Here is a 23,263-nt window from a genome sequence, read left to right as displayed (position 1 = left end):
ACATTTTGTATAAGTCTACTTTTTACTTATATATATCTACTATAAGACCTTGAATCTCATCTATGGTAGATGCTACAGAAATGTTTTCTTTTTCACCTTCCATTATCATATTAGTAAGCTCTTCTAGTTTTTGGTCTATAATATCTACTGTAACAAAATATTGAGTTTGCCAAAAGCTTATATCCTTTTTTATTGAATACATATGATTTAAAACTGTTTTTAAATAATCTCTAATTAGGTTTTTGTAAACCCTAACATCTGCAAAACACTTAGTAATGGCAAGCCTATTACCTCTTTTATTTATATCTTCTAGCATTTTCTTTAATTCTTCTTCACTCTTTCTTTCCTTAGCAAAATTAAAACTTTGGGAAAAATCTTTTTTTAGATCTACCTTTTTTCTTTCTGAGGTTAAGGAAGACCCCTTTCTAACTCTTGAAATTTCCATACCCTTCTCCCCTTTTAGCTTATAGTGGATTAATAATTATCTCTTATTATACCCTAAAAAGTATTCTACTTTAAGTATATTATGAAAAAAACTATAAATACTCTTATTATAATATTCGATTAATTTGAAATTGTTTTAAGTTCTATTTATAATAAAGGCTATAGGAGGGGTAAAATGAATAAGATTTTTACTATGTTTTTTAGTTTCTTTAAAATTGGTGCTTTTACCTTTGGTGGAGGTTATGCAATGATTCCTTTGATTGAGGAAGAAGTTGTAAGATCAAAACAATGGATAAGTAAAGAAGAGTTTAGTGATATTATTGCCATAAGCCAAAGTTTCCCTGGAGCTTTAGCTGTAAATAGTTCCATATTTATAGGGTATAAAATAGGTGGTTTTATAGGAGCAATAGCGGCTCTTTTAGGCTCTATTCTACCATCCTTTTTTATAATAATTTTAGTTGCTACATTTTTTATGAATTTTAGAAATAATTTATGGATTGATAGAGGATTTAAGGGAATAACCGCTGCAGTACCTATTCTAGTTCTAATAGCTGTTAAAAGCCTATCAAAATCTGTAGATAGAAATATAATAAATGGAATAATTCTTATACTAACCATAGTACTTATATCATTCTTTAAAGTTCATCCACTTATAATTATTGTAGCTTCCGCTTTATATGGAGCTATATTCTTAAGGAAGAAGGTGAAATAGCTTTGATATTAATAAAATTATTCTTAACCTTCTTAAAAATAGGAATGTTTAGCTTTGGTGGAGGTTATGCAATGCTTCCAATGATTGAAAGAGAAATCGTTACCTCCAATGGATGGATTACCTATTCTGAGTTTATAGATATAATAGGAATATCTCAAATGACTCCTGGTCCAATAGCTATTAATTCCGCTACCTTTGTGGGATATAAAATTGCAGGAGTTATGGGAAGTATATTTGCTACCCTTGGTGTAGTTTTCTTTTCTTTTATAATTGTGTCAATAGCTACCCACTATGTTATAAAATTCAAAGATTCTATAATATTAAAATCTGTATTAACTGGTATGAAACCTGCACTAATAGGACTTATAATTTCTGCTTTTATCTCCTTAGCTAAAGAAGCCTTTGTAGATTTCAAAGGAATATTAATTGCAGTTATTATTGCTTTAATAAGTTTTAAGACCAAGATACACCCAATATTAGTTATAGTTATAGCTGCCTTACTTGGAGTAATTCTCTATAGTTTTTAATATTAATCATCTTTTAAATCATTGACTATATTTAAGGAAATCATGTATAATATTGTAAATAGCATTTTTTTACAACACATAAGGGAGTAACTGGCAGATTCTCTGCTGCATAGTCAACAACCGATGTTTATCATCTGGCTTTGCATTAAATAGTAAGACTTATGTATAATGTGTTCTCATACATTATGCATAAGTCTTTATTTTATCTAATAGTTGAAAGTTTATAATACTTTTTATAGGATTTAAAACCTAAACTTTTTATAACTTTCTCCTACTTATATTTATTATCTATTGATATTAATTAAATCCTATTTAAAATTATTAATTACTTAATTTTAACACCTTGACCTAAAACCTTTATGTCTAGTTATATTATATATAAATTTAATTAGGAAATAATAAGTTTATTAAGAAACTTTACAATTCCCAATATATACTTTTAAAGACCAATATAAAGATTGTAAAGCTTAAATACTGTTTCATCTTCAATTCATCTGGGGCACAGCTCCACCTGAATTAAGTTTAACGTTATAAAAAGTATGTTAATTCAATGGGAGGTATTATGTATGTGGTTTAACCAAAACACTGACGAGGTAATAAGTCATTTTCAAAGTGATGCTGTAAACGGCTTAACCTCTGAAGAAGCAAAAAAACGTCTAGAAAAGTATGGTAAAAACAAATTAATCACTAAGAAAAAGAAGTCAGTAATTCAGATGCTACTTGCTCAGCTAAAGGATACAATGATTTATATACTTTTAGGAGCAGCAGTTATATCTGCTATTATGGGAGACTTTAACGAAGCAATTATAATAGTTTTAGTTGTAATGCTCAATGCCATAATCGGAGTGGCTCAAGAATCTAAAGCTGAAAAGGCCCTTGAAGCTTTAAAAAAACTTTCATCACCTAAAGCCTTAGTTATAAGGGATAAGGTTACTATAGAAATTTCCTCTGAGGATGTAGTTCCTGGGGATATAGTAGTTCTTGATGCTGGTAGGTATATCCCTGCTGATTTAAGATTAATACAAAGTGCAAATTTAAAAATCGAAGAATCAGCATTAACTGGTGAATCTGTACCCTCTGACAAATTCAATGATACTATAGTAGAAGAAAAAGTTCCTTTAGGAGATCAAAAAAATATGGCCTTCACCTCTACCCTTGCCACCTATGGACGTGGTATTGGTATTGTAGTTGCAACTGCCATGGAAACTGAAATAGGTAAAATTGCAAAAATGCTAGAAAATGAAGAAAATGAAATGACCCCTCTTCAAAAAAAATTAGAGGAACTTGGAAAGGTATTAGGTTTAGGTGCCTTAATAATATGTGGAATTATTTTTATAATTTCTCTTTTTCAAAAGAGACCTCTATTTGAAATGCTCTTAACCTCTATAAGCCTTGCTGTAGCTGCAATTCCTGAGGGACTTCCTGCAGTAGTTGCTATTGTTCTTGCTATGGGCGTCCAAAGGATGATTAAGGAAAATGCTATTGTTAGAAAGCTACCTGCAGTAGAAACATTAGGCTCTGTAAATATTGTATGTTCTGATAAAACAGGTACCTTAACTCAAAATAAAATGACAGTTACAAAGTTTTACACAAACTCTAAGTTAAATAACATTGAAAACTTTAATGTATCTGACTCTACAGAAAAATTACTTCTTGAAAACTTAATTCTTTGTAATGATGCTACTTATTCAAGTAACAACTCCACAGGGGATCCTACAGAAATAGCTCTTCTTGAGGCTGGTATAAAATTCAATTTATCTAAGGATGATTTAGAAGTCTCTAATAAAAGAGTTAATGAAATCCCCTTTGACTCTGATAGAAAACTTATGACTACAGTAAATAAATATAATGAATCCTTTAGAGTCTTTACTAAAGGTGCCATAGATAATATATTAAAAATTTCAAAGGCTGTTTATGTGAATGGAGAAATCCTCCCTCTTACTGAAGAGTTAAAAAACACTATTATGGCTTCCTCCAACCAGATGTCCAATGATGCTTTAAGGGTTTTAGGAGCTGCCTTTAAAGATATAGAATCTCATAATGTTAATTTAGAAGATTTAGAAAAAGACTTAATTCTAATTGGTATGGTTGGAATGATAGATCCTCCAAGACTTGAGGTTAAAGACTCCATATCCCTTTGCAAGAAAGCTGGTATAAGCACTGTAATGATAACAGGAGATCATAAAAATACAGCCTTTGCTATAGCTAAAGAACTTGGTATTGCAAGTGATTTAGATCAATGTATGTCTGGAGCTGATTTAGATAACTTCTCTGAGGAAGAATTAAAAAATAAAATATCTTCTTTAAAGGTTTTTGCTAGAGTATCCCCTGAGCATAAGGTTAAAATAGTTAAAGCTTTCAAAGCTAATGGAAATATAGTTTCAATGACTGGAGATGGAGTTAATGATGCCCCTTCTCTAAAAGCTGCTGATATTGGTGTTGCCATGGGTATAACTGGTACTGATGTAGCAAAAGGTGCTGCTGATATGGTTTTAACTGATGATAACTTTTCTACTATAATATCAGCCATAGAAGAGGGAAGAAATATTTTTAATAATATTAAAAAGTCTGTAATGTTTTTACTCTCTTGTAATCTTGGAGAAATAGTTGCCTTATTTGTAGCTATACTTTTAAATTGGGCTACCCCTTTAAAGCCTATTCATATACTATGGGTGAATTTAATAACAGATACACTTCCTGCTTTATCCTTAGGTATAGATCCTGGTGATAGTGATGTTATGAATTACCACCCAAGAGATCCTAAGGAGAATATCCTTAAAAAGGGTGGACTTTCTCTTATCTTTAATGGAGCTTTAATTGGAATACTAACACTTATTGCCTTTAGAATAGGACTTAATAAATATGATAATGTAACTCATGCTCAAACTATGGCTTTTGTGGTTTTAAGTGTGTCTCAACTAATTCATTCTTTAAATATGAGACATGACAGAAAATCTATATTTACAGTTGGATTATTCTCAAATAAATTCCTTATCTTGTCCATAGTTTTTGGTATCTTCCTTCAAGATATTATAATAACTGTTCCATTTTTAGCTAATACCTTTGGTGTTTATGACTTAACACTAAATGATTGGCTTACTGTTAGCTTACTATCTATAGTTCCACTTGTAGCTAACGAAATAATTAAAATTTTCATAAGAGCTAAAAATAAATAAATCCGCATCTTCCTTCAGGTGGTGTTCTTTCCACCACCTAAAGGTTAGATGGGTTAATCTATTGGCTCAGCAACTATTCTCCCCACTGTGCATACGGATAGGTTGTTAAAAGTTCATAGCCATAAGATAAATGCACCTTATACTGTATTATTCTTTATATACTAAAGTATAAGATAAATAAAAACACTATTTGGTCTATTGTACTTTACTAAACCAAATAGTGTTTTATCTTTTCCTTTTATAATATAGTTCAATAATCTTTATTTAATTAGGATATATAAGATTAATATATATAAGTTGTAATATTAAAACTACATTAGATTCCTTTGAAACTTATTTAGTCATTAATCAATGAAATGTAAGTTGTTTAAATACTTTCATAATAAATCATAGTTTTATTAACTAACCCTATGATTTATAAAACTTATGTCTTCTTAACTAGTATAGTATATTATATTAATCTATATATTTTTCTATTTTTTCTACAACCTTTAAAAGGTAGTTCTCCTCAATTTCAGAAAATCTTCCTATACTTGGGCTATCAATATCTAAGACTCCTATAGTTTTTCCATGACTTTTAATAGGTATAACTATTTCGGATCTAGATGCTGAATCACAAGCTATGTGACCAGCAAAATTATGAACATCTTCAACTCTTATAACCTTATCCTCTAATACAGATGTTCCACAGACTCCCTTCCCTATTTGTATTCTATTACAAGCTGGGAGTCCCTGAAATGGTCCAACAACAAGTTCCCCATCCTCCATTAAATAAAACCCAACCCAGTTACAGTCCTCTATACAAGCATTTATTATGGAAGATAAATTTGAAAGATTTGAGATGAAATTCTTTTCAGAGCTTAATTGTCCTTCAGCAAGAATAACCATATACTTTAGTTTCTCTTCTTTAGTAAAATTCTTAATTCCTTGCAAATTAACCATGTTTCTCCCCCTATTTTTTATATAAATTTATCCTTATATCTTCAAAGCTAAGTGTTAAAATTTCTTATAAACCTCTCTATTAATATTAGTTTTATTATACCAAAAACCAATATTAATCATGATAACACCTATTAGATAAAATTATTCTACCATAGGATTTACTAATATTTCAAACTCTTTTGTGTTCTTATTTCTACCTATTATTATATCCTCATTCTTATGAGTCATAAAAATTTTACTATTTATTTTATTTAATCTATGAATAATTTCCTTTTCTGGACTTTCTTCTCCATCAGTAGTTATTATTGAAATTTGAGGCTTTGCCTTTTCTAAGAATTTTTCTATAGAACTTGTATTTAACCCATGGTGGGCTACCTTTAATACATCACAATTAGGAACTAAATTATTTTTAACCATATCTTCTTCTTCTTCTTTTTCTGCATCTCCCATAAATAAATACTTGATTCCATCTATATTAGCAGAAATTGCTATAGAATTATTATTTTCTATTTTCTTATCTACTTTTACAGGTCCTATGGCTCTTAAAGACATATCCTTAGAATTTAGTGTCCACCCTGCCTTTATATAATCCACCCCTACATTGTTATGTGTAAAATATTCATGTAAGTCATCTCTATATAAATTCTTATGTGGTGACATATATACCTTATCTACATGAAATTCCTTACATAAAGACTTTATTCCCCCTCTATGGTCATCATGATAGTGAGTTAAGATTATAAAATCAAGTTTCTTTATGCCCTTATTAACTAAATAATCTTTTATATATCCTTCATGACTTTCCCATCCACAGTCTATTAAAAAAGCCCCCTCCTCTCCCTCTACTAAGATACAATCACTTTGTTTAGTATTTAATATATGAACTCTCTCAAAAGCCAAAACTTCATATGTACCTATAATAGTACATATGAAAAAAGTTAATAAAAATATGAATCTTTTCATATGTGCCTCCTTATTTATACTATAGATATTTACATTTCTTATTATTCTAATAAAATACATATAATATCCTTAAACTATCTTATTAATAAATTTCTTCTATATAGAAAACATTAATTATGCTAAACATACAAAAGCACTAAAGACTTTAAAATCTCTAGTGCTTTTTATATTATTTTTTTATTATAAGTAAATTGTAAAACGGCTTGATTTTTTAGCATAAACTTCTAAAAGCTTCATTTTACCATGTCTTATTTTTTAAGAGTAGTTCCATTGTCATCTTGAGTTATTAATTTCTTCTTCATAAGTCCACCTAAAGCTATTTTAAAATAATTCTTGGAGGTATTAAAAGTTTTTCTAATATCATCTGAGGAAGACTTATCATTAAACTCCATATGTCCACCATTATCTCTTAGATAATTTAGTATTCTCTCTTGTATTATATCTCTTTCCTCTAATTTTCTTCCTCTTGTAGTAAGTCCAATTCTTTCATCCTCATAAAACTTCTTAACTGTAAGTTTTAATTCTTCCCCAATATGTACATAGTTATAGTACTCACTTTTTAGAACTATTCCTTTATATTTTCCTTCTACTGCAACTAATAGGTTTCCACATTTTTGAACCTCATATACTATACCATAAGTTTCTTCTCCAATAGCATAGTCATTATTCTCTTCTAGGAAGGATTCAATATTTGTAGTGGCAGCTAGTCTTCCACTTTTATCTACATAAATATATAAAAGGTAACTGTATCCTTTTTCAAGGGTGTATCTTTGCTCTTTAAAAGGAACTAATATATCACGCTCTAATCCAAAATCTACAAAGGCACCAAAATCCCCAGTGGATACAACCTTTAAATATGCTAACTCTCCTACTGTTGCAAGAGGAGTTTTTAATGTAGCTATTAACCTATCCTTTGAGTCCCTATATATAAAAGCTTCTACCTCATCATCTACATTAAATTCTTTTCCTAAGGCACTCCTTATTGGAAGAAGTATATCATCACTAGTACTCTCAGTATCCCCACTAAGATAATATCCAAATTCAGCTATTCTAACTACTTTTAATTTATTAAATTGTCCTAATTTAATCATTTTTTCCTCCTAAATATTATTTATAGTTGTTTGAAAGTTCTACATACAATTGGGCATGGTGTTTTAAATTTTCTATTTCCTCTTTTGTAAGTTCACGTACAACCTTTGCTGGAGATCCTAAACATAGTACACCAGATGGTATTTTCTTTCCTTCTGTTACTAAAGATCCTGCCCCTATTATTGTATTCTCTCCTATCTCTGCTCTGTTTAATATAATAGCTCCCATACCTATAAGGCAGTTATCTCCAACTGTACATCCATGAACTATTGCTCTATGCCCTATGGTTACATTATCTCCTATTTCTGTATCTATATTTTCTCCTGCAATATGAATTACAGAATTATCTTGTATATTTGTATTTTTTCCAATTCTTATAGCATTTCCATCAGCTCTTATAACTGTTCCAAACCACACGTTTACATTTTCATTAAGAGTAACCTCTCCTATTATATCTGCACTAGGTGCTACAAAACAACTCTTATGTATATTAGGTTCTTTCCCTTGGAATTTTAATATCAAACTACTCACTCCTTAGTATAACTTTAAATACTATTATATATATTACCACATAGAATGTGATAATAATACCTTAGTTTCTTTTAATATAATTTTAGATTTTGGATAAAATAATAAAGAACCAATTGAAGAAACTCTTACATATCTATGAAAAAATTAGCTATTAAAAGATTTTTTAATTTTAAGGTATTATAAGTTAATTATTTGAAGCTAAAGTTCGTTGCTTAATCTACACCTATAAAGTATAATATACATTGTTCTAAACAATATATAGTGTTTCATTTTAATAAAACCACTATATATTGTTTCATTTTATGGTTTATGAGGAAAATAAACACAAATTAATTATAAATTATCGGGGGTGCTTTACTATAATGAAGTCCATAAAAGACGTATTTAAAAGGTATTACACAAAGGAATTAGAAAATAATAAAAAGAAAACAGTCTATGACTTATTTAAATGGAAAAAGATAGATGTACTTATAAAGGATCATAAAAGCGGAAAAGTACTCACAGATATGAAGGATTTGGAGTTTCCTGTTCACTACTCTCAAAATGCTTGTGACATAATAGCATCTAAATACTTTAGGAAAGCTGGAGTTCCACATAGCAATGGGTATGAAACAAGTATGAAACAAGTTGCCCATAGAATGGTTAATTTCTGGCGTGAAGCTTTAGTAGAGGAAAAACTTATAAAAACTGAAGAAGAAGGAAATATCTTCTATGATGAACTTGTTTTTGCCTTACTTAATCAAATGTACGCTCCAAACTCTCCTCAATGGTTTAACACTGGTCTTGCCTTAAGTTACGGCATAAAAGGCTCACCTCAAGGAAGTTTTTACTATGATGAAAAACAAGGTAAAGTAGTAGAATCTAAGGATGCTTACACAAGAACTCAAGCTTCTGCTTGCTTTATAGTATCTATTGAAGATAAGCTTCTTGGAAAACACTCCATATCAGATCAATATATAACTGAAACTAAGCTATTTAAAGGAGGTTCTGGTACTGGAACTAACTTCTCCACTTTAAGAGCTGAAGGAGAAAAGTTATCTGGTGGCGGAATTTCTTCTGGACTTATGAGCTTTTTAAAAGGCTTTGATAGAAATGCAGGAGCCATAAAATCTGGTGGTACTACTAGACGTGCAGCTAAAATGGTATGTCTTGATATAGATCATCCTGAAGTAGAAGAATTTATAACTTGGAAGGCAAAGGAAGAAGATAAGGTTCGTGCCCTTGCTAAAATGGGCTATGACGCTGATTTAGATGGAGAAGCTTATTCTACAGTATCAGGACAAAACTCTAATAACTCCATAAGACTTTCTGATGAATTTATGAATAAAGTTAATAACCTTAATAATAATTCCGAAGAGACTCTAGAGTTAAAAGGAAGAGTTGATTCTAGTGTTAACAAAGAAGTTAAGGTTAATGACCTTTGGAATATGTTCAATGAAGCGGCTTGGAAATGTGCAGACCCTGCACCACAATTTAATGATACATTTAATGCTTGGCACACTTGTCCTGGCGGAGAGGATGGCAATGTAGGAGCTACATATAATAGACTTAACTCTACAAACCCTTGCGGCGAATATGCTTTCCTTGATAATACTTCTTGTAACTTAAGTTCTATAAATATATATAAATTCTATGATGATGAAAAGAAAACTTTTGATCTTGAAGGATATCTTCATATAATTGCTTTAAATCAACTTCTTCTAGAAGCTTCAATAACCTTCGGTCAATTTCCAACAGAAGATATAGCAAGAAGAACTCATCTATTTAGGACTACTGGACTTGGAATTGCTAATATAGCTTCTTTATTTATGGCTATGGGACTTCCTTATGATTCAGAGGAAGCAAGAACTCTTGCCTCCGCATTAATAGGTACTCTTACTGGTTACTCTTACTATATTTCTTCCCTAATGGCTAAGGAAGTTGGAACCTTTGAAAAGTTTAATATAAATAAAGATCATATGTTAAAGGTTATAAGAAATCATGGAAGAGTTGCCGGTTCTATCAACTCATCCTTTGAAGATTTAAATTATACTCCATTAAAGGTTAATCATGAAAGACTTAGATTATTAAACTCTAAGGACTTAAGTGATACTCTAAAGAAAGTTTGGTCTTTAGCCATAGAAGGTGGAGAAAATCATGGATTTAGAAATGCTCAAGTATCTGTTATAGCTCCAACAGGAACTATTTCCTTTGCTATGGACTGTGCTGCAACTTCTATTGAACCATTCTTTAGCCATATAGTATACAAGAAATTATCTGGTGGCGGATACATGACTTTAAGTAATCCTATAATTGAACTATCCTTAAAAAATCTTGGATATAGGGATAATGAAATAAAGGATATCCTTGACTATATAATGAGAAAAGAAAAGGTTCAGGCTGATGGCTTTGAATATGAAAAGATACTAGATGGTAAGATAGAAGGTGCTCCTCACTTAAATGCTGAACATCTTAAAATCTTTGATACAGCAAATGTTTGTGGAAGTGGAGAAAGATATATAGCTCCTCTAGGTCATGTCAAAATGGTGGCAGCTATAACTCCTTTAATATCTGGTGCAATATCAAAAACAGTTAATCTTCCAAAGACTGCAACTGTTAAAGATTTTAAGGATATAGTTTTAGATTCTTGGAAGTTAGGTGTTAAAGGAATATCTTTATATAGAGATGGATCTAAGTATAGTCAACCTTTAAATAACACTCTTGATTCCTCAAAGGGAGTAACTCTTAAAGACTTAACTTATGATGCCTTACTTAATGAAGCTACTGAAATGAAGGCTTCCTTAAATACATCAAGACGTGAAAAGCCTCAAGGAATTAGATATGGAACTACTCATCCTGCTCAAATAGAAGACGTTAAAATCTATACTACTGTTAATAGAAATGAGAAGGGTGAAATATGTGAAATATATATTACAACAGATAGAGAAGGTACAATAATTACAGGTCTTCTAAATTCATTATCAAAGTCTATATCTGTTATGCTTCAGTATCATGTACCATCAGAGGATATATCTAAAATGCTTAGAGGACAAAAATATGAACCTTATGGCTTTGTTCAAAAACATCCTTACATTAAGTATGTTTCCTCTATATCTGATTTAATAAGTAAGATAATAGATATAGAGCTTGGAGATTTCTCAAGATGCCAAGTTAAACCTGAAGTTCAAGTAGCTATTACTGAAGCTCCAGATTTATTAAAAGCTCAAACAGCAGTAACCACTGACAAAATAGAAGAAAAAGAAAGCCATGAAGGTGAAAGAGTTTATGGTAGCACATGCTCTACCTGTTCTTCTACAAGAATGGTTAGAAACGGTACCTGTATGGTTTGTCTAGATTGTGGATCTACTACTGGATGTTCATAAAATTTATCTTAGGATAATATTTAGATAATTATAATTATAAATTTAAGCTTTACTCATTAATTATCAATTAAATAAGAAAGACACTATTTATTTTAAATTTATAAATAGTGTCTTTTTACATGATTTTTAATATGTCCCCTACAGGTAGAATTATTTTATGCCTTTTATGTAAATGCAATAACACTTTATCCTTATGTGCTATATATGTATATGCTGTAAAATACTTATCCATTTTCATAACCCTCCTTTAATGTTATCTTTATATTATATTTTCAATTTAAGCTTCTAATATTAAGTTAAAATTTAATACACGTTTCACCATATAATTTATTTTATTCAATAGATTATAAATATGGATTTCTATTAAATCCTTTTTTATTCATATATTCCTACGATTTTAATATCTTCTATTATAATTAAAGATTTCCATGTAAAATGTAAAATCCTATATATTTAGTATACATAACTTATAATTACACATATTATATATTATACTTTTAAGGAGGATATCTTAAATGATACCTTATAATTTAATAAATAATCTTAAAAACAAAAATGTAAAAAATGTAACAGGTGAAGAAGCATTTGACCTATTAAAAACTAACCAAAAGGCTATTATACTAGATGTTAGAACTAAAGATGAGTATATTCATGGCCATATACCAAATGCCTTAAATATTGAAGTAAGATCTCTTATGAATAACTTAGATTCCCTTTATAGCTTCAAAGATATGCCTATAATTGTTCATTGTGCTTCTGGGAGTCGTAGTCTTATTGCAGTGAATATCCTATCTTCTAATGGATTTTCTAATATCTATCATATATCTAAAGGCTTAAAGGATTGGAAACATGAAATAAGCTATGGAGCAAAATAAACACTTTGCTCCATAGCTTATTTTAATAAAGATGGCAAGCCACATAATGATTACTATCTACTTTTTTATAGATTGGTACTGCTTCCCTACATATAGGTTTTGCATAAGGACACCTAGTATGGAATTTACATCCCTTAGGTGGATTTGCAGGAGATGGAATATCACCTTTTAATATTATCCTCTCTCTTTTTATTGTTGGGTCTGGTATAGGTACTGCTGAAAGCAATGCCTTAGTATAAGGATGAAGTGGATTTTTATACAAGCCATCCTTATCCGCAAACTCTATTAAGGATCCAAGATACATAACTCCTACCTTATGGCATATATGCTTTACAACACTCAAATCATGAGAGATAAATAAATAAGATAATTCATACTTCTCTTGAGATTCTATTAAAAGATTTATTATTTGAGATTGTATAGATACATCTAGAGCTGAAACTGGCTCATCTGCAACTATAAACTCTGGATTTAATGCTAAAGCCCTTGCAATGCCTATTCTCTGTCTTTGTCCTCCTGAAAATTCATGAGGATATCTTTTTATATGATAGGGTGCAAGTCCACAAAGATCCATAACCTCTAAAACCTTATCTTTTGCATCTAATTTAGAGACAAGTTTATGTTCTATTAATGCTTCTCCAATAATTTGCCCAACAGTCATTCTCGGATTAAGGGAACTATAAGGATCTTGGAAAATCATCTGCATCTTCGGTCTTAATTTTCTTAGTTCTTCCCTTTTAAGATCATGAATTTTTATTCCTTTAAACTCTACATTTCCTTCTGTTTTTTCATGAAGTCTTAGAATGGTTCTTCCTGTAGTTGACTTACCACATCCTGATTCTCCAACCAGTCCAAAGGTCTCCCCTTTATTTATTATAAAGGATATATCATCTACTGCCTTTACATTTCCTGTGGTTTTTTGAAGTAGTCCAGACTTTATAGGAAAATACTTTTTTAAATTCTCAACCTTTAATAATTCTTCTGCCATTATTGTTCCTCCTTATAAAGGATACAAGCCACCCTATGATCTTCTTTAATATTTTTAAGGTTAGGTATTCCTTTTTTACATTCCTCACTAGCATATTCACACCTATCATAAAAATAACAGTGATTTGGCATGTTAACTGGATTTGGAACCTGTCCTGGTATAGAGTATAGTTTATTATTATTTTTACCAGTTAGTGAAGGCTTAGAATTTAAAAGTCCTTTAGTGTAAGGGTGAAGAGGATTTTTAAAAAGTTCTTTAACCTCTCCTTCCTCAACTATTTTACCAGCATACATAACAACAACATGATCACACATTTCTGCTACTACCCCAAGATCATGAGTTATAAGCATTATGGATGTATTAAACTCTTCCTTTAAACTTCTCATAAGATCTAATATTTGTGCTTGTATAGTTACATCTAATGCTGTAGTAGGCTCATCTGCAACTAAAAGTTTAGGATTGCAAGAAAGAGCCATAGCAATCATTATCCTTTGTCTCATTCCCCCGGATAATTCATGAGGATAGGCATCTACAATCTCTTCTGATCTAGGTATTCCAACCAACTTTATCATTTCTATAGCCTTATTTCTTGCCTCTGCCTTAGATAACTTTTGATGAAGTATTATAGCTTCACTTATCTGATATCCAACAGTATAAACTGGATTTAATGATGTCATAGGCTCCTGAAATATAACAGATATTTTATTTCCTCTTATTTCTCTCATTTTTTCTTCACTTAAAGAAAGAAGGCTTTCATTTTCAAATATTATATCTCCACCTACTATTTTTCCAGGTGGATTTGGAATAAGTCTCATAAGAGACATAGCTGTTACGGACTTACCACATCCTGATTCCCCTACTATTCCAATAGTTTCTCCTTGGTTTATCTTAAAACTTACATCATCTACAGCTTTTACAACCCCTTCTTCTGTATAGAAATAAGTTTTTAAATTCTTAAATTCTACAAGTGTTTTTTTCATAAAACTTCCTACCTTTTCATTATAACGTTAGTTCAATTTATCCTATGACTTTACAATTTTACTATCTCTATCATCATTAATTAAAGTATAAAAAATAGTTCATTTTCAATTTATCTTAAATAAGTTATTTACTAAATTAAATTTCATTTAAAAAAATACTAACCCTTTAACCATATGTTTTATACATATCTGCTTTACTAAATATGTTTTTATTCTAAGTAAATTATATTCCTAAATAAAAATATACAAACTTCTATATTACTTATTTTCCTTGTAATACATCCCTAAGCATATCTCCTAAAATATTAAAACTTAAAACTGTAAGTAAAATTAAGAGTCCCGGAAATATAGCTAAGGAAGGTATGTCCATCATATATCCTTGAGCATTTTGAAGCATACTTCCCCAAGATGCGCTAGGGGCTTGTATTCCTAAACCTAAAAAACTTAATGATGATTCCATAAGTATAGCTCCTGCTACATTTATACTAGATGCAACAATTACACTTGGAAGTACATTAGGTATTATATGTCTTATAATAATGTTTTTAGGTTTTATCCCCTGGGCTATGGCACAGGTTACATATTCCCTTTCCTTTATAGATAAGGTTTCCCCCCTTATAATACGTGCTATCCCCATCCAACTAAATATGGCGATTATTACAATTATGGTACTTATACCTGGTTTTAAATATACATTTAATGTAAGGATTAAAAAGAAGCTAGGTATACTCATAAGAACATCTATGGTTCTCATAAATAAGCTATCAACTACTCCTCCTACATATCCACTAATAGCTCCAATTAAAGTTCCAAGAACACTAGAAATTATCATTGAAGAAAATCCAACCATAAGGGAAACTCTTCCTCCATATAAAGCTCTTGTAAAGTAATCACGTCCCATATCATCTGTACCAAAAATATGCTTTAAGCTTGGAGGTTGAAGCTTATTACCTATGTCTATAGAATTAGGATCATAGGGAGATAAAAATGCAAATAAACTCATTACACAAAGCACTATAATTATACCTAAGCTCATCATTGAAAGTTTGTCCTTTTTTAATGCTTTAAATACTTTACTTCCCATTATTACACCACCTTAATTCTAGGATCTACTATTCCATATAAAATATCTGATATTAAGTTACCTACTATAAGAAGTAGTGAAGAAATCATAGTTATTGCCATTATTATAGGATAATCAAAGCTGAAAATAGCTTGTATACCAAGCCTTCCCATACCAGGCCATCCAAAAATGGTTTCTGTAATAAAGGCGCCAGTAACTAAATCTGGAAGAGACATTCCTAATATAGTTATTATAGGTAACATTGAATTTCTTAAAATATGTTTTAAAAATATTACTCTTGAAGAAAGACCTTTTCCTTTAGCTGTTCTTACATAATCCTCTTTCATTTCTTTTATGGTACTACTTCTAAGATATCTTGATATAACAGAGGTATTATAGAAACTTAATACCAAGGTTGGCATTATAGTATGTTTTAACACATCTAAGAAAGAATCTTCTCCTACACTATGCATACCAACACTTGGAAGTAAATTTAGTTTCACTGAAAATACTACTATAAGTACCATTGCAAACCAAAATGAAGGTATGGATATTCCTATATATGTTATTATAGATATTACCTTATCAATTATCTTATTATGATAAAATGCACTTATAAGTCCAAAAGTAATTCCAAGAATTAAGGCAAGAAATAGTGAGGCTCCCATTAAAAGTAATGTAGCAGGTACTCTTTCACTTATTTCCTTTGCTACCGGTCTATAGTTTATAAGAGAATATCCAAAATCCCCTTTTACTGTTTTCTTAAGCCATGATAGATACTGTATATGTACCGGTTTATTAAGTCCAAGGTTTTCTCTTACCCTTTCTATATCCTCAGCTTTCATGTCAGGAGTTACATATGATCTTACTGGATCTCCTGGTGCCATTTTTATTATGGCAAAAGATATTATGGATATAATTATAAGCATAGGTATGGTTTGAACTATTCTTTTAAAAATATACTTTCCCATATAATTTACTCCTTATAATAATTTAAAAGGAAGGAGCCTCTTAAAAGAAGCTCCTTCCTTTATTTTACTCTGTGAAATAAAGTTTTGATAAATCTCTAAACATAAATATTGGTGCAGGTTTTGCCTCTTCTATTCCACCTATTTTCTTATCTATAGCTACTACTGACTTAGGATAAGCTATTGGATATATAGGTAACTCATCTGATACTATCTTTTGAATATCTTTATATAAGGCCTCTCTCTTAACTTCATCTGTTTCCACATTGGCCTTTTCCCAAAGCTCATCTAATTCCTTGTTTACATAGTTTGACATATTATTAGAATCCTCTGACTTAAAGATAGACTTATAAGCATTAGAATCATTCCCCATTACATATCCATTAAATCCTAAATCAAAGGTTTTATTCTCCTTAGGGTTATCAAAAAGCTTATAGAAAGCGTTTCTTTCCATAGGAACAAACTCTATTTCTAATCCTATTTCCTTAAGCTTCTGCTGCATTATTAAAGCTTCTGCTTCTTGATCCTTCTTTCCATTTATAAAGGCAAGTTTTAACTTTCCTTCCTTAACTCCAGCTTTATTCATAAGCTCCTTAGCCTTGTCTAAATTGAAATCATATTTTTCTACATCGCTACTATAATATTGAGTAGTTGGTGCAATAGCTGAATATGCTGGTTCTGCAAATTCAGTAGATAAATATCCACCCTTTATTATTTCATTTTTATCTAAGGCATAAGCTATAGCTTGTCTTACTTCTTTTTTCTTTAATAAATCATTATTAAAGTTCATTATAAGATTATTAACCATACCTTCATTAAAGGTTACCACATTTGTCTTCTCTTTAAATTTATCTACATCTTTTGGCTCTAGATACTTAGCTGAAATCTCTCCATTTAATAATGCTGAATTTGAAGAGTTAGCATCAGCAAGTACTCTGTAAACCACCTTATCTATATGTGGCTTTTCATCAAAATAATCAGTATTTTTAGCTAAGGTAACGCTTTCTCCCTTCTTAGCTCCTTCAAATTTATAAGGACCACTACCTATTGGAGATTCATTTTTCTTACTCTTTGCTATATCAGTTTCTCCCTCAAATATGTGTTTTGGAATAGGTGAAAATCCTGCTAAAGAGCTATCAAAGGACATTGAAACCTTTGGAAGCTTAAATTCCACAGTTAAATCATCAACTTTTTTATATTCTACTGGTGTTCCATCTATTACAAAACTTCCTCTTAAAAGGGAGTTCTGACTCTTATCCATTATTTTATCTAGGGTAAATACTATATCATCTGAAGTTATAGGTTTTCCATCATGCCATTTTAAGTCTTTTTTAAGCTTTAGTGTATATGTTAAAAAGTCTTTAGATATGTCAAGATTCTCCCCTAAATAATACTTAAATTTTCCATCTTCTTTAATAAATAAAGGAGAATATAATGCATTATTTATAGTCATAGTAACTCTATCATTACCATACATAGGATTAAGAACTCTTGGATCCCCACCTGCTGCAAATACTATAGTTCCTCCTTCTTTAATTTTTGAACCACTTTTTTCTACCTTATCTTTACCTCCACAAGCAACTAAGGTCACCAAAGATGCTGCTAGTAATAAAGATAGGAGTTTTTTACCTTTCATGGTTTAGCCCCCTTAAGCATATATATTTTTCTTTCAATTTTACCATGAACTCATACTTATATCATAATAGAAAATACAAATAACTACATATTATCCTATAGAAAAACAAAATAACTGTATATACATAGTAATTTTTACACGTAAATCTTAACAGTATAAAAATCACCCACCATGCATATTGTATTAATAGTAATTTACTTTACTTAAGAATTTAAGTAAATTATAAATCAATATAAGGTTTTAAGTTTTAAAATTAATTTATACATATTCCTAAAGTAAGATAAATAAGGTATATTTTTAATGAATAAGTAAAGGACTTATCTTAAAACCCTATAAGATTTTTAGTAAGGAACTAAGGTTTTATGTTAGAGACATACATAGGATTTATAGCTAATTTTTTAAGTTATAATTATGAATTTCACTTTATGATATCCTTTCTTTAATCTATGTTTAACTTAAGGTTTAACATAAAACTATATATATGAATCTTAACTTATATATGCACTTAAATCCTTTAAAACATTAGATCTTAAGTAATGCATAAGATAAGTTTTGAATCAAAAACCCTATAACTTTTAGCATAAGTTTATATAAAAAATTAGAGGTTGCATATAGCAACCTCTAATATCTTACAAGTAGAATATTATTACATCTATTATATTGCCAAATAATAAGATTATTACCCCTATTATAAGAAATACTTTTACAAAGGATAGAACTTTAAACTGTTCTTTCCATGAATCCTTATTATCTAATGGTCTCCTTGATTCCTTTTTTAATATAAATCCTGAAGATACTATAAGTCCTAAGGACCCTATTATGAATAAAGTTCCTTTAATAATTTGAAGTACAGATTTTATATCACCTTTTTTAATTATCATAGATATTAATCCTGACAAAACTATTAGAGCTAAAGAAATTATTACTCCTGCTAAAATCGATTTAGTTATATCTTTTATAATATATAAGGACTTATTCATAATTTTCTCTCCTTTGTTCTAAAGTAAACTTTAAATAAACTTACTCCTAATTTTTAAATATTAATCATCTAAACCTTTAATATACCTTACATGATTAATATAAGTGGCAAGCTACAAAATGTCCTGGGGCAACTTCCTTAAGAATTGGCCTTTGTTCCTTACAAATATCCTTTGCATATTTACATCTTCCTCTAAATCTACAGCCTTCTGGAGGATTTATTGGGCTTGGTACATCTCCTTCAAGCATTATCCTCTTCCTTGTTCTTTCTATCTTAGGATCAGGTATTGGAATAGCTGAAAGTAATGCCTGGGTATATGGATGAAGCGGATTTTTATAAAGCTCTCCACTGGTTGTAAGTTCAGCCATAGTTCCAAGATACATAACTGCAACCCTATCAGATATATGCTTAACCATTGAAAGGTCATGAGCTATAAAAAGATAGGTAAGTCCCATTTCTCTTTGTAGTTTTATTAAAAGATTAACTACTTGAGCCTGTATAGACACGTCAAGAGCAGAAATAGGCTCATCACACATTATAAAATTAGGTTCTACTGCCAAGGCTCTTGCTATACCTATTCTTTGCCTTTGTCCTCCTGAAAATTCATGAACAAATCTACTAGCATGCTCTTTATTTAATCCAACTAAGGATAAAAGTTCATTTACTTTTTCAATTCTTTCCTTAGAATTTGCTACGAGTCCATGGATATCTATACCTTCTGCTATTATATCAGAAACAGTCATTCTTGGATTTAAGGAGGCATAAGGGTCTTGGAATATTATTTGAACTTCCTTAGAAAAGGCTTTCTTTTCTTTTCCCTTCAAACTATGAACATCTTTTCCCTTATATAAAACCTGTCCTTCAGTTTTGTTATACATTCCTATAGCAGTTCTACCACATGTGGTTTTTCCACATCCTGATTCTCCAACAAGACCAAGAGTTTCTCCCTCTCTTATTATAAATGATACATCATCTACTGCTTTAAGAACAGCATTTTTACCTACATTAAAGTGTTTCTTTAAATTAGAAACCTCCATTATTATTTTTTTGTTATCTGACATTATTCTTCACCTCCAATTGCATAAGGTAAATCCACCTTTGGAGCCATTGGGTGATAAAGCCAACATGCTGTACTGTGCTCACCTTCAAAATCGTAAACAGGCGGTTCCTGTTCATGACATATTTTCATACATTTTGTACATCTCATAGCAAATCCACATCCTTTAGGAGGAGCAATAAGGTCTGGTGGAGTTCCTTGAATGGATACAAGGTTCTCTTTATTACCTAAATCTAATCTTGGTACAGCTCTTAATAATGCCCATGTATATGGATGTTTAGGACTATAGAATATATCATTACAATTTCCTCTTTCTACAACCTTACCTGCATACATAACAACTATTCTATCAGATAAATCTGCAACAACTCCAAGGTCATGAGTTATAAGAACTACAGCAGTTCCTAACTTTTCCTGAAGATTTTTTATAAGATCTATTATCTGAGCTTGTATTGTAACATCTAATGCTGTAGTAGGTTCATCTGCTATTAACATATTAGGATTACAAGCAAGAGCTATAGCTATCATGGCTCTTTGTCTCATACCACCTGAAAATTCATGAGGATATTGATTTATTCTTTTATCTGCGTTTGGTATACCAACCAGGGTAAGCATTTTTACTGCTTCTTCTAATGCCTCTGATTTACTCATTCCTCTATGAATCATTAAATTCTCAGCTATTTGCATTCCTATTTTCATAGTTGGATTTAAAGCTGTTAAGGCATCCTGGAATATCATACTACATTCTCCGCCTCTATAAGCTTGCCATTCCTTCTCTGAAAACTCTAGAATATCCTTTCCATTATATAAAATTTCACTACCTTCTTTTATTATACCCGGAGGTGTTTGTATAAGTCCCATAATAGATTTAGATGTAACAGTTTTACCACATCCAGACTCTCCAACTATGGCAACACATTCCCCTTTTTTCACATCAAAAGAAATTCCTCTAACTGCTTTTACTTCCCCAGCATAAGTTTTAAATGAAACCTCTAAATTTTTAACTTCTAATAGATTTTCCATAGTTTTCCTCCTCCTATTGACGAAGCCTTGGATCAAGAGCATCCCTTAATCCATCTCCAAGTAAGTTAAATGCTAAAACTGTTAAACAAAGAGCTAATGCTGGGAAAATTAGTTGGTACGGATAAAACTCCATTGCCTGTTGTCCATAAGATATTAAAACTCCCCAACTTGTGTTTGGTGGTTGAAGTCCAAGTCCTAAGAAACTAAGAGAAGCCTCTCCAAATATATATCCTGGTATACTAGTTGCTATATTAAGGATTAACACCCCTATGGTATTTGGAATTAAGTGTTTTATTATAACTCTTCCTGGAGATGCTCCAAGAGCCTGAGCTGCAAGAACATATTCACTTTCCCTAAGCTGCATAAGTTGTCCTCTTATCATTCTTGCAGTACCGCACCAAGCAGTTATGGTTAAAGCTATAATTAATGTGCCCATACTATTTCCTAAAACTACCATCATAAGTATAGTTAAAAGTAGTCCTGGAATACTTGTTACAACCTCAATAATTCTCATCATTATTTCATCTACCCAGCCACCAAAGTATGCCATTACACCACCGTAAAGACATCCAAGAGTAACTTGTATAAATGTAGCAACTAAACCTATGGCTATGGAAACACGTCCCCCATACCATATTCTTGAAAATAGGTCACGTCCTAAAATATCTGTTCCAAACCAATACTTACTAGATGGAGATAAATTTTTGTTTGCTGCATCAACCTCCGAGAATCCTTTACCATTTATATAAGGTCCTACTACAACCATTATAGTTAAAAATATTAACAATCCTAAAGAAAACATGGCAACGGGATTTTTCTTAAGTCTTCTCCAGGCATCCTGCCAATAAGTTATGGTAGGTCGTGTTATGATATCAGCATTTGAATTTTCACAGCCTATAATTTCAAACTTTTCCTTATTTAATTCAGTCATAAACTAACCTCCTCCTTATTTTTTACCACCTGAAAGCCTAATTCTTGGATCAACTACTGTATATAATATATCTGTTATAAATATACATACTATATAAATAGCTGTTAATATCAATGTTTCTCCCATTATTATAGGTAAATCACGTCCGTTAACCGCCCCTATATAATAAAGTCCTAATCCTGGTATAGAGAAAACCCTCTCTATGAAGAATGAACCTGTTATACACATAGCCACTGATAAAGGTAAATTGGTAATTATAGGAATAAATGAATTTCTTAAAATATGTCTAGATACTACCTTAAATTTAGATAGTCCCTTAGATTTCGCTGTTAATACATAGTCTTGATTTATTACATCTAGCATAGAAGTTTTTAAAAGTCTTGAATATCCTGCTATATATCCAAAACATCCTGCAAGGGTAGGAAGTACTGTGTATTTCCATCCTCCAAACCATAGATCTTTCCCCTTTGGCCATCCTATTACAGGGAACCAGTTCAAATTACCTGCAAACACCTTTTGAAGAGTAAGGGCAAACACAAAGGAAGGTATTGAAACAAATAGTATAGCTATGGTAACAATGGTATAATCAGCCCAAGTTCCCCTTTTCATAGCTGCTATAATTCCTAGTAAAAGTCCTACAGATACTCCTAAAACTAATTGTTGAATTCCAAGTCTTGCAGAAGCTGGTAACTTTTCTTTAACTATAGATGAAACAGTTTGTCCTGGATAAAGAATAGATTCACCAAAATCTCCTTTTACAATTCCCTGCATAGTTTTTAAATATCTTTCAAATACAGGTTTATCATAACCATACTTTTTGTACATTGCCTCCTTTATATTTGGAGGTAACTTCTCTACTTTCTCTGTAAGTGGATCTCCTGGGACAGCCGCAAGTAAAAAGAAAGTAGCTGTAGCTATTATAAACAACGTAAGTATCATTTCCACAAATCTTCTAATGGTATAACGTACCATAAAAATCCTCCTTTTTTAAGTACATAGGCTAAAAAGCCTATGTAC

20 protein-coding genes are annotated in these 23,263 nt (G+C 30.8%); 5 read left to right on the top strand and 15 right to left on the bottom strand.

Translation table 11 applies throughout. The features are described 5' to 3' along the window. Window positions 1-22: 22 nt before the first annotated feature. Window positions 23-445, bottom strand: a complete 423-nt coding sequence (locus BR69_RS0109325; protein ID WP_027632958.1) for a YaaR family protein — start codon at window positions 443-445, stop codon at window positions 23-25. Window positions 446-619: 174 nt separating this feature from the next. Here BR69_RS0109325 and BR69_RS0109320 point away from each other — a divergent pair, with 174 nt between their 5' ends. The 3 genes from BR69_RS0109320 to BR69_RS0109310 all read left to right on the top strand — a co-directional run bounded on the left by BR69_RS0109320 (window position 620) and on the right by BR69_RS0109310 (window position 4,859). Continuing rightward, window positions 620-1,156: a chromate transporter gene (locus tag BR69_RS0109320; RefSeq protein WP_027632957.1), complete on the top strand. Its 537-nt coding sequence runs from the start codon at window positions 620-622 to the stop codon at window positions 1,154-1,156. Between the two features lie 2 nt (window positions 1,157-1,158). Continuing rightward, a complete protein-coding gene (locus tag BR69_RS0109315) occupies window positions 1,159-1,683 on the top strand; it encodes a chromate transporter (RefSeq protein WP_027632956.1) in 525 nt (174 codons plus the stop codon). 566 nt (window positions 1,684-2,249) lie between these two features. After that, entirely contained in the window at window positions 2,250-4,859 is a 2,610-nt protein-coding gene (locus BR69_RS0109310) for a calcium-translocating P-type ATPase, PMCA-type (protein ID WP_027632955.1), read from the top strand. 456 nt (window positions 4,860-5,315) lie between these two features. On the opposite strand, the gene BR69_RS0109305 is transcribed toward BR69_RS0109310, so the two are convergent. The 4 genes from BR69_RS0109305 to BR69_RS0109290 all read right to left on the bottom strand — a co-directional run bounded on the left by BR69_RS0109305 (window position 5,316) and on the right by BR69_RS0109290 (window position 8,375). Next, complete coding sequence (locus BR69_RS0109305; RefSeq protein WP_027632954.1) at window positions 5,316-5,801, bottom strand: GAF domain-containing protein; 486 nt, start codon at window positions 5,799-5,801, stop codon at window positions 5,316-5,318. 141 nt (window positions 5,802-5,942) lie between these two features. Further along, window positions 5,943-6,764 (bottom strand): ComEC/Rec2 family competence protein, encoded by an 822-nt coding sequence (locus tag BR69_RS20270; protein WP_051623556.1) that lies wholly within the window; start codon window positions 6,762-6,764, stop codon window positions 5,943-5,945. A 248-nt stretch (window positions 6,765-7,012) separates the two neighbouring features. Then, window positions 7,013-7,855, bottom strand: coding sequence for a CvfB family protein (locus BR69_RS0109295; protein WP_027632953.1), 843 nt, complete (start codon window positions 7,853-7,855; stop codon window positions 7,013-7,015). Between the two features lie 16 nt (window positions 7,856-7,871). Next, window positions 7,872-8,375: a gamma carbonic anhydrase family protein gene (locus BR69_RS0109290; RefSeq protein ID WP_027632952.1), complete on the bottom strand. Its 504-nt coding sequence runs from the start codon at window positions 8,373-8,375 to the stop codon at window positions 7,872-7,874. A gap of 371 nt (window positions 8,376-8,746) precedes the next feature. Between BR69_RS0109290 and BR69_RS0109285 the strand changes: the two genes are divergently transcribed. Continuing rightward, window positions 8,747-11,746: a vitamin B12-dependent ribonucleotide reductase gene (locus tag BR69_RS0109285; protein WP_027632951.1), complete on the top strand. Its 3,000-nt coding sequence runs from the start codon at window positions 8,747-8,749 to the stop codon at window positions 11,744-11,746. A gap of 515 nt (window positions 11,747-12,261) precedes the next feature. Then, window positions 12,262-12,621, top strand: coding sequence for a rhodanese-like domain-containing protein (locus BR69_RS20265; RefSeq protein WP_034849628.1), 360 nt, complete (start codon window positions 12,262-12,264; stop codon window positions 12,619-12,621). A gap of 22 nt (window positions 12,622-12,643) precedes the next feature. Here BR69_RS20265 and BR69_RS0109270 read toward each other — a convergent pair whose 3' ends face one another. The 10 genes from BR69_RS0109270 to BR69_RS0109225 all read right to left on the bottom strand — a co-directional run bounded on the left by BR69_RS0109270 (window position 12,644) and on the right by BR69_RS0109225 (window position 23,218). After that, window positions 12,644-13,609 carry an ABC transporter ATP-binding protein gene (locus tag BR69_RS0109270; protein ID WP_027632950.1) on the bottom strand — a complete coding sequence of 322 codons (966 nt, stop codon included), beginning with the start codon at window positions 13,607-13,609 and terminating at the stop codon, window positions 12,644-12,646. Next, a complete protein-coding gene (locus BR69_RS0109265) occupies window positions 13,609-14,589 on the bottom strand; it encodes an ABC transporter ATP-binding protein (protein WP_027632949.1) in 981 nt (326 codons plus the stop codon). The genes BR69_RS0109270 and BR69_RS0109265 overlap by 1 nt, the downstream gene beginning before the upstream one ends. 262 nt (window positions 14,590-14,851) lie before the next feature. Continuing rightward, on the bottom strand, window positions 14,852-15,673 hold the full coding sequence (locus BR69_RS0109260; protein WP_027632948.1) for an ABC transporter permease: 822 nt from the start codon (window positions 15,671-15,673) through the stop codon (window positions 14,852-14,854). Between the two features lie 2 nt (window positions 15,674-15,675). After that, window positions 15,676-16,623, bottom strand: a complete 948-nt coding sequence (locus BR69_RS0109255) for an ABC transporter permease (RefSeq protein WP_027632947.1) — start codon at window positions 16,621-16,623, stop codon at window positions 15,676-15,678. A 64-nt stretch (window positions 16,624-16,687) separates the two neighbouring features. Further along, on the bottom strand, window positions 16,688-18,256 hold the full coding sequence (locus BR69_RS0109250; protein WP_027632946.1) for an ABC transporter substrate-binding protein: 1,569 nt from the start codon (window positions 18,254-18,256) through the stop codon (window positions 16,688-16,690). A gap of 629 nt (window positions 18,257-18,885) precedes the next feature. After that, the gene (locus BR69_RS0109245; RefSeq protein ID WP_027632945.1) at window positions 18,886-19,236 is read right to left on the bottom strand and encodes a hypothetical protein; all 351 of its coding nucleotides are present in this window, start codon (window positions 19,234-19,236) and stop codon (window positions 18,886-18,888) included. A 94-nt stretch (window positions 19,237-19,330) separates the two neighbouring features. After that, window positions 19,331-20,296, bottom strand: coding sequence for an ABC transporter ATP-binding protein (locus BR69_RS0109240; RefSeq protein WP_027632944.1), 966 nt, complete (start codon window positions 20,294-20,296; stop codon window positions 19,331-19,333). Beyond that, window positions 20,296-21,315, bottom strand: a complete 1,020-nt coding sequence (locus BR69_RS0109235; RefSeq protein ID WP_027632943.1) for an ABC transporter ATP-binding protein — start codon at window positions 21,313-21,315, stop codon at window positions 20,296-20,298. The genes BR69_RS0109240 and BR69_RS0109235 overlap by 1 nt, the downstream gene beginning before the upstream one ends. A gap of 13 nt (window positions 21,316-21,328) precedes the next feature. Then, window positions 21,329-22,246 carry an ABC transporter permease gene (locus tag BR69_RS0109230; RefSeq protein WP_027632942.1) on the bottom strand — a complete coding sequence of 306 codons (918 nt, stop codon included), beginning with the start codon at window positions 22,244-22,246 and terminating at the stop codon, window positions 21,329-21,331. Between the two features lie 15 nt (window positions 22,247-22,261). Continuing rightward, window positions 22,262-23,218: an ABC transporter permease gene (locus BR69_RS0109225; RefSeq protein WP_027632941.1), complete on the bottom strand. Its 957-nt coding sequence runs from the start codon at window positions 23,216-23,218 to the stop codon at window positions 22,262-22,264. Between the last annotated feature and the right edge of the window lie 45 nt (window positions 23,219-23,263).

Source organism: Clostridium hydrogeniformans DSM 21757 (assembly GCF_000686705.1).
Classification (GTDB): domain Bacteria; phylum Bacillota; class Clostridia; order Clostridiales; family Clostridiaceae; genus Clostridium_Z; species Clostridium_Z hydrogeniformans.
Note: the sequence above shows the minus strand (reverse complement) of the source record. Positions and strands in the feature narration are given on the sequence as shown.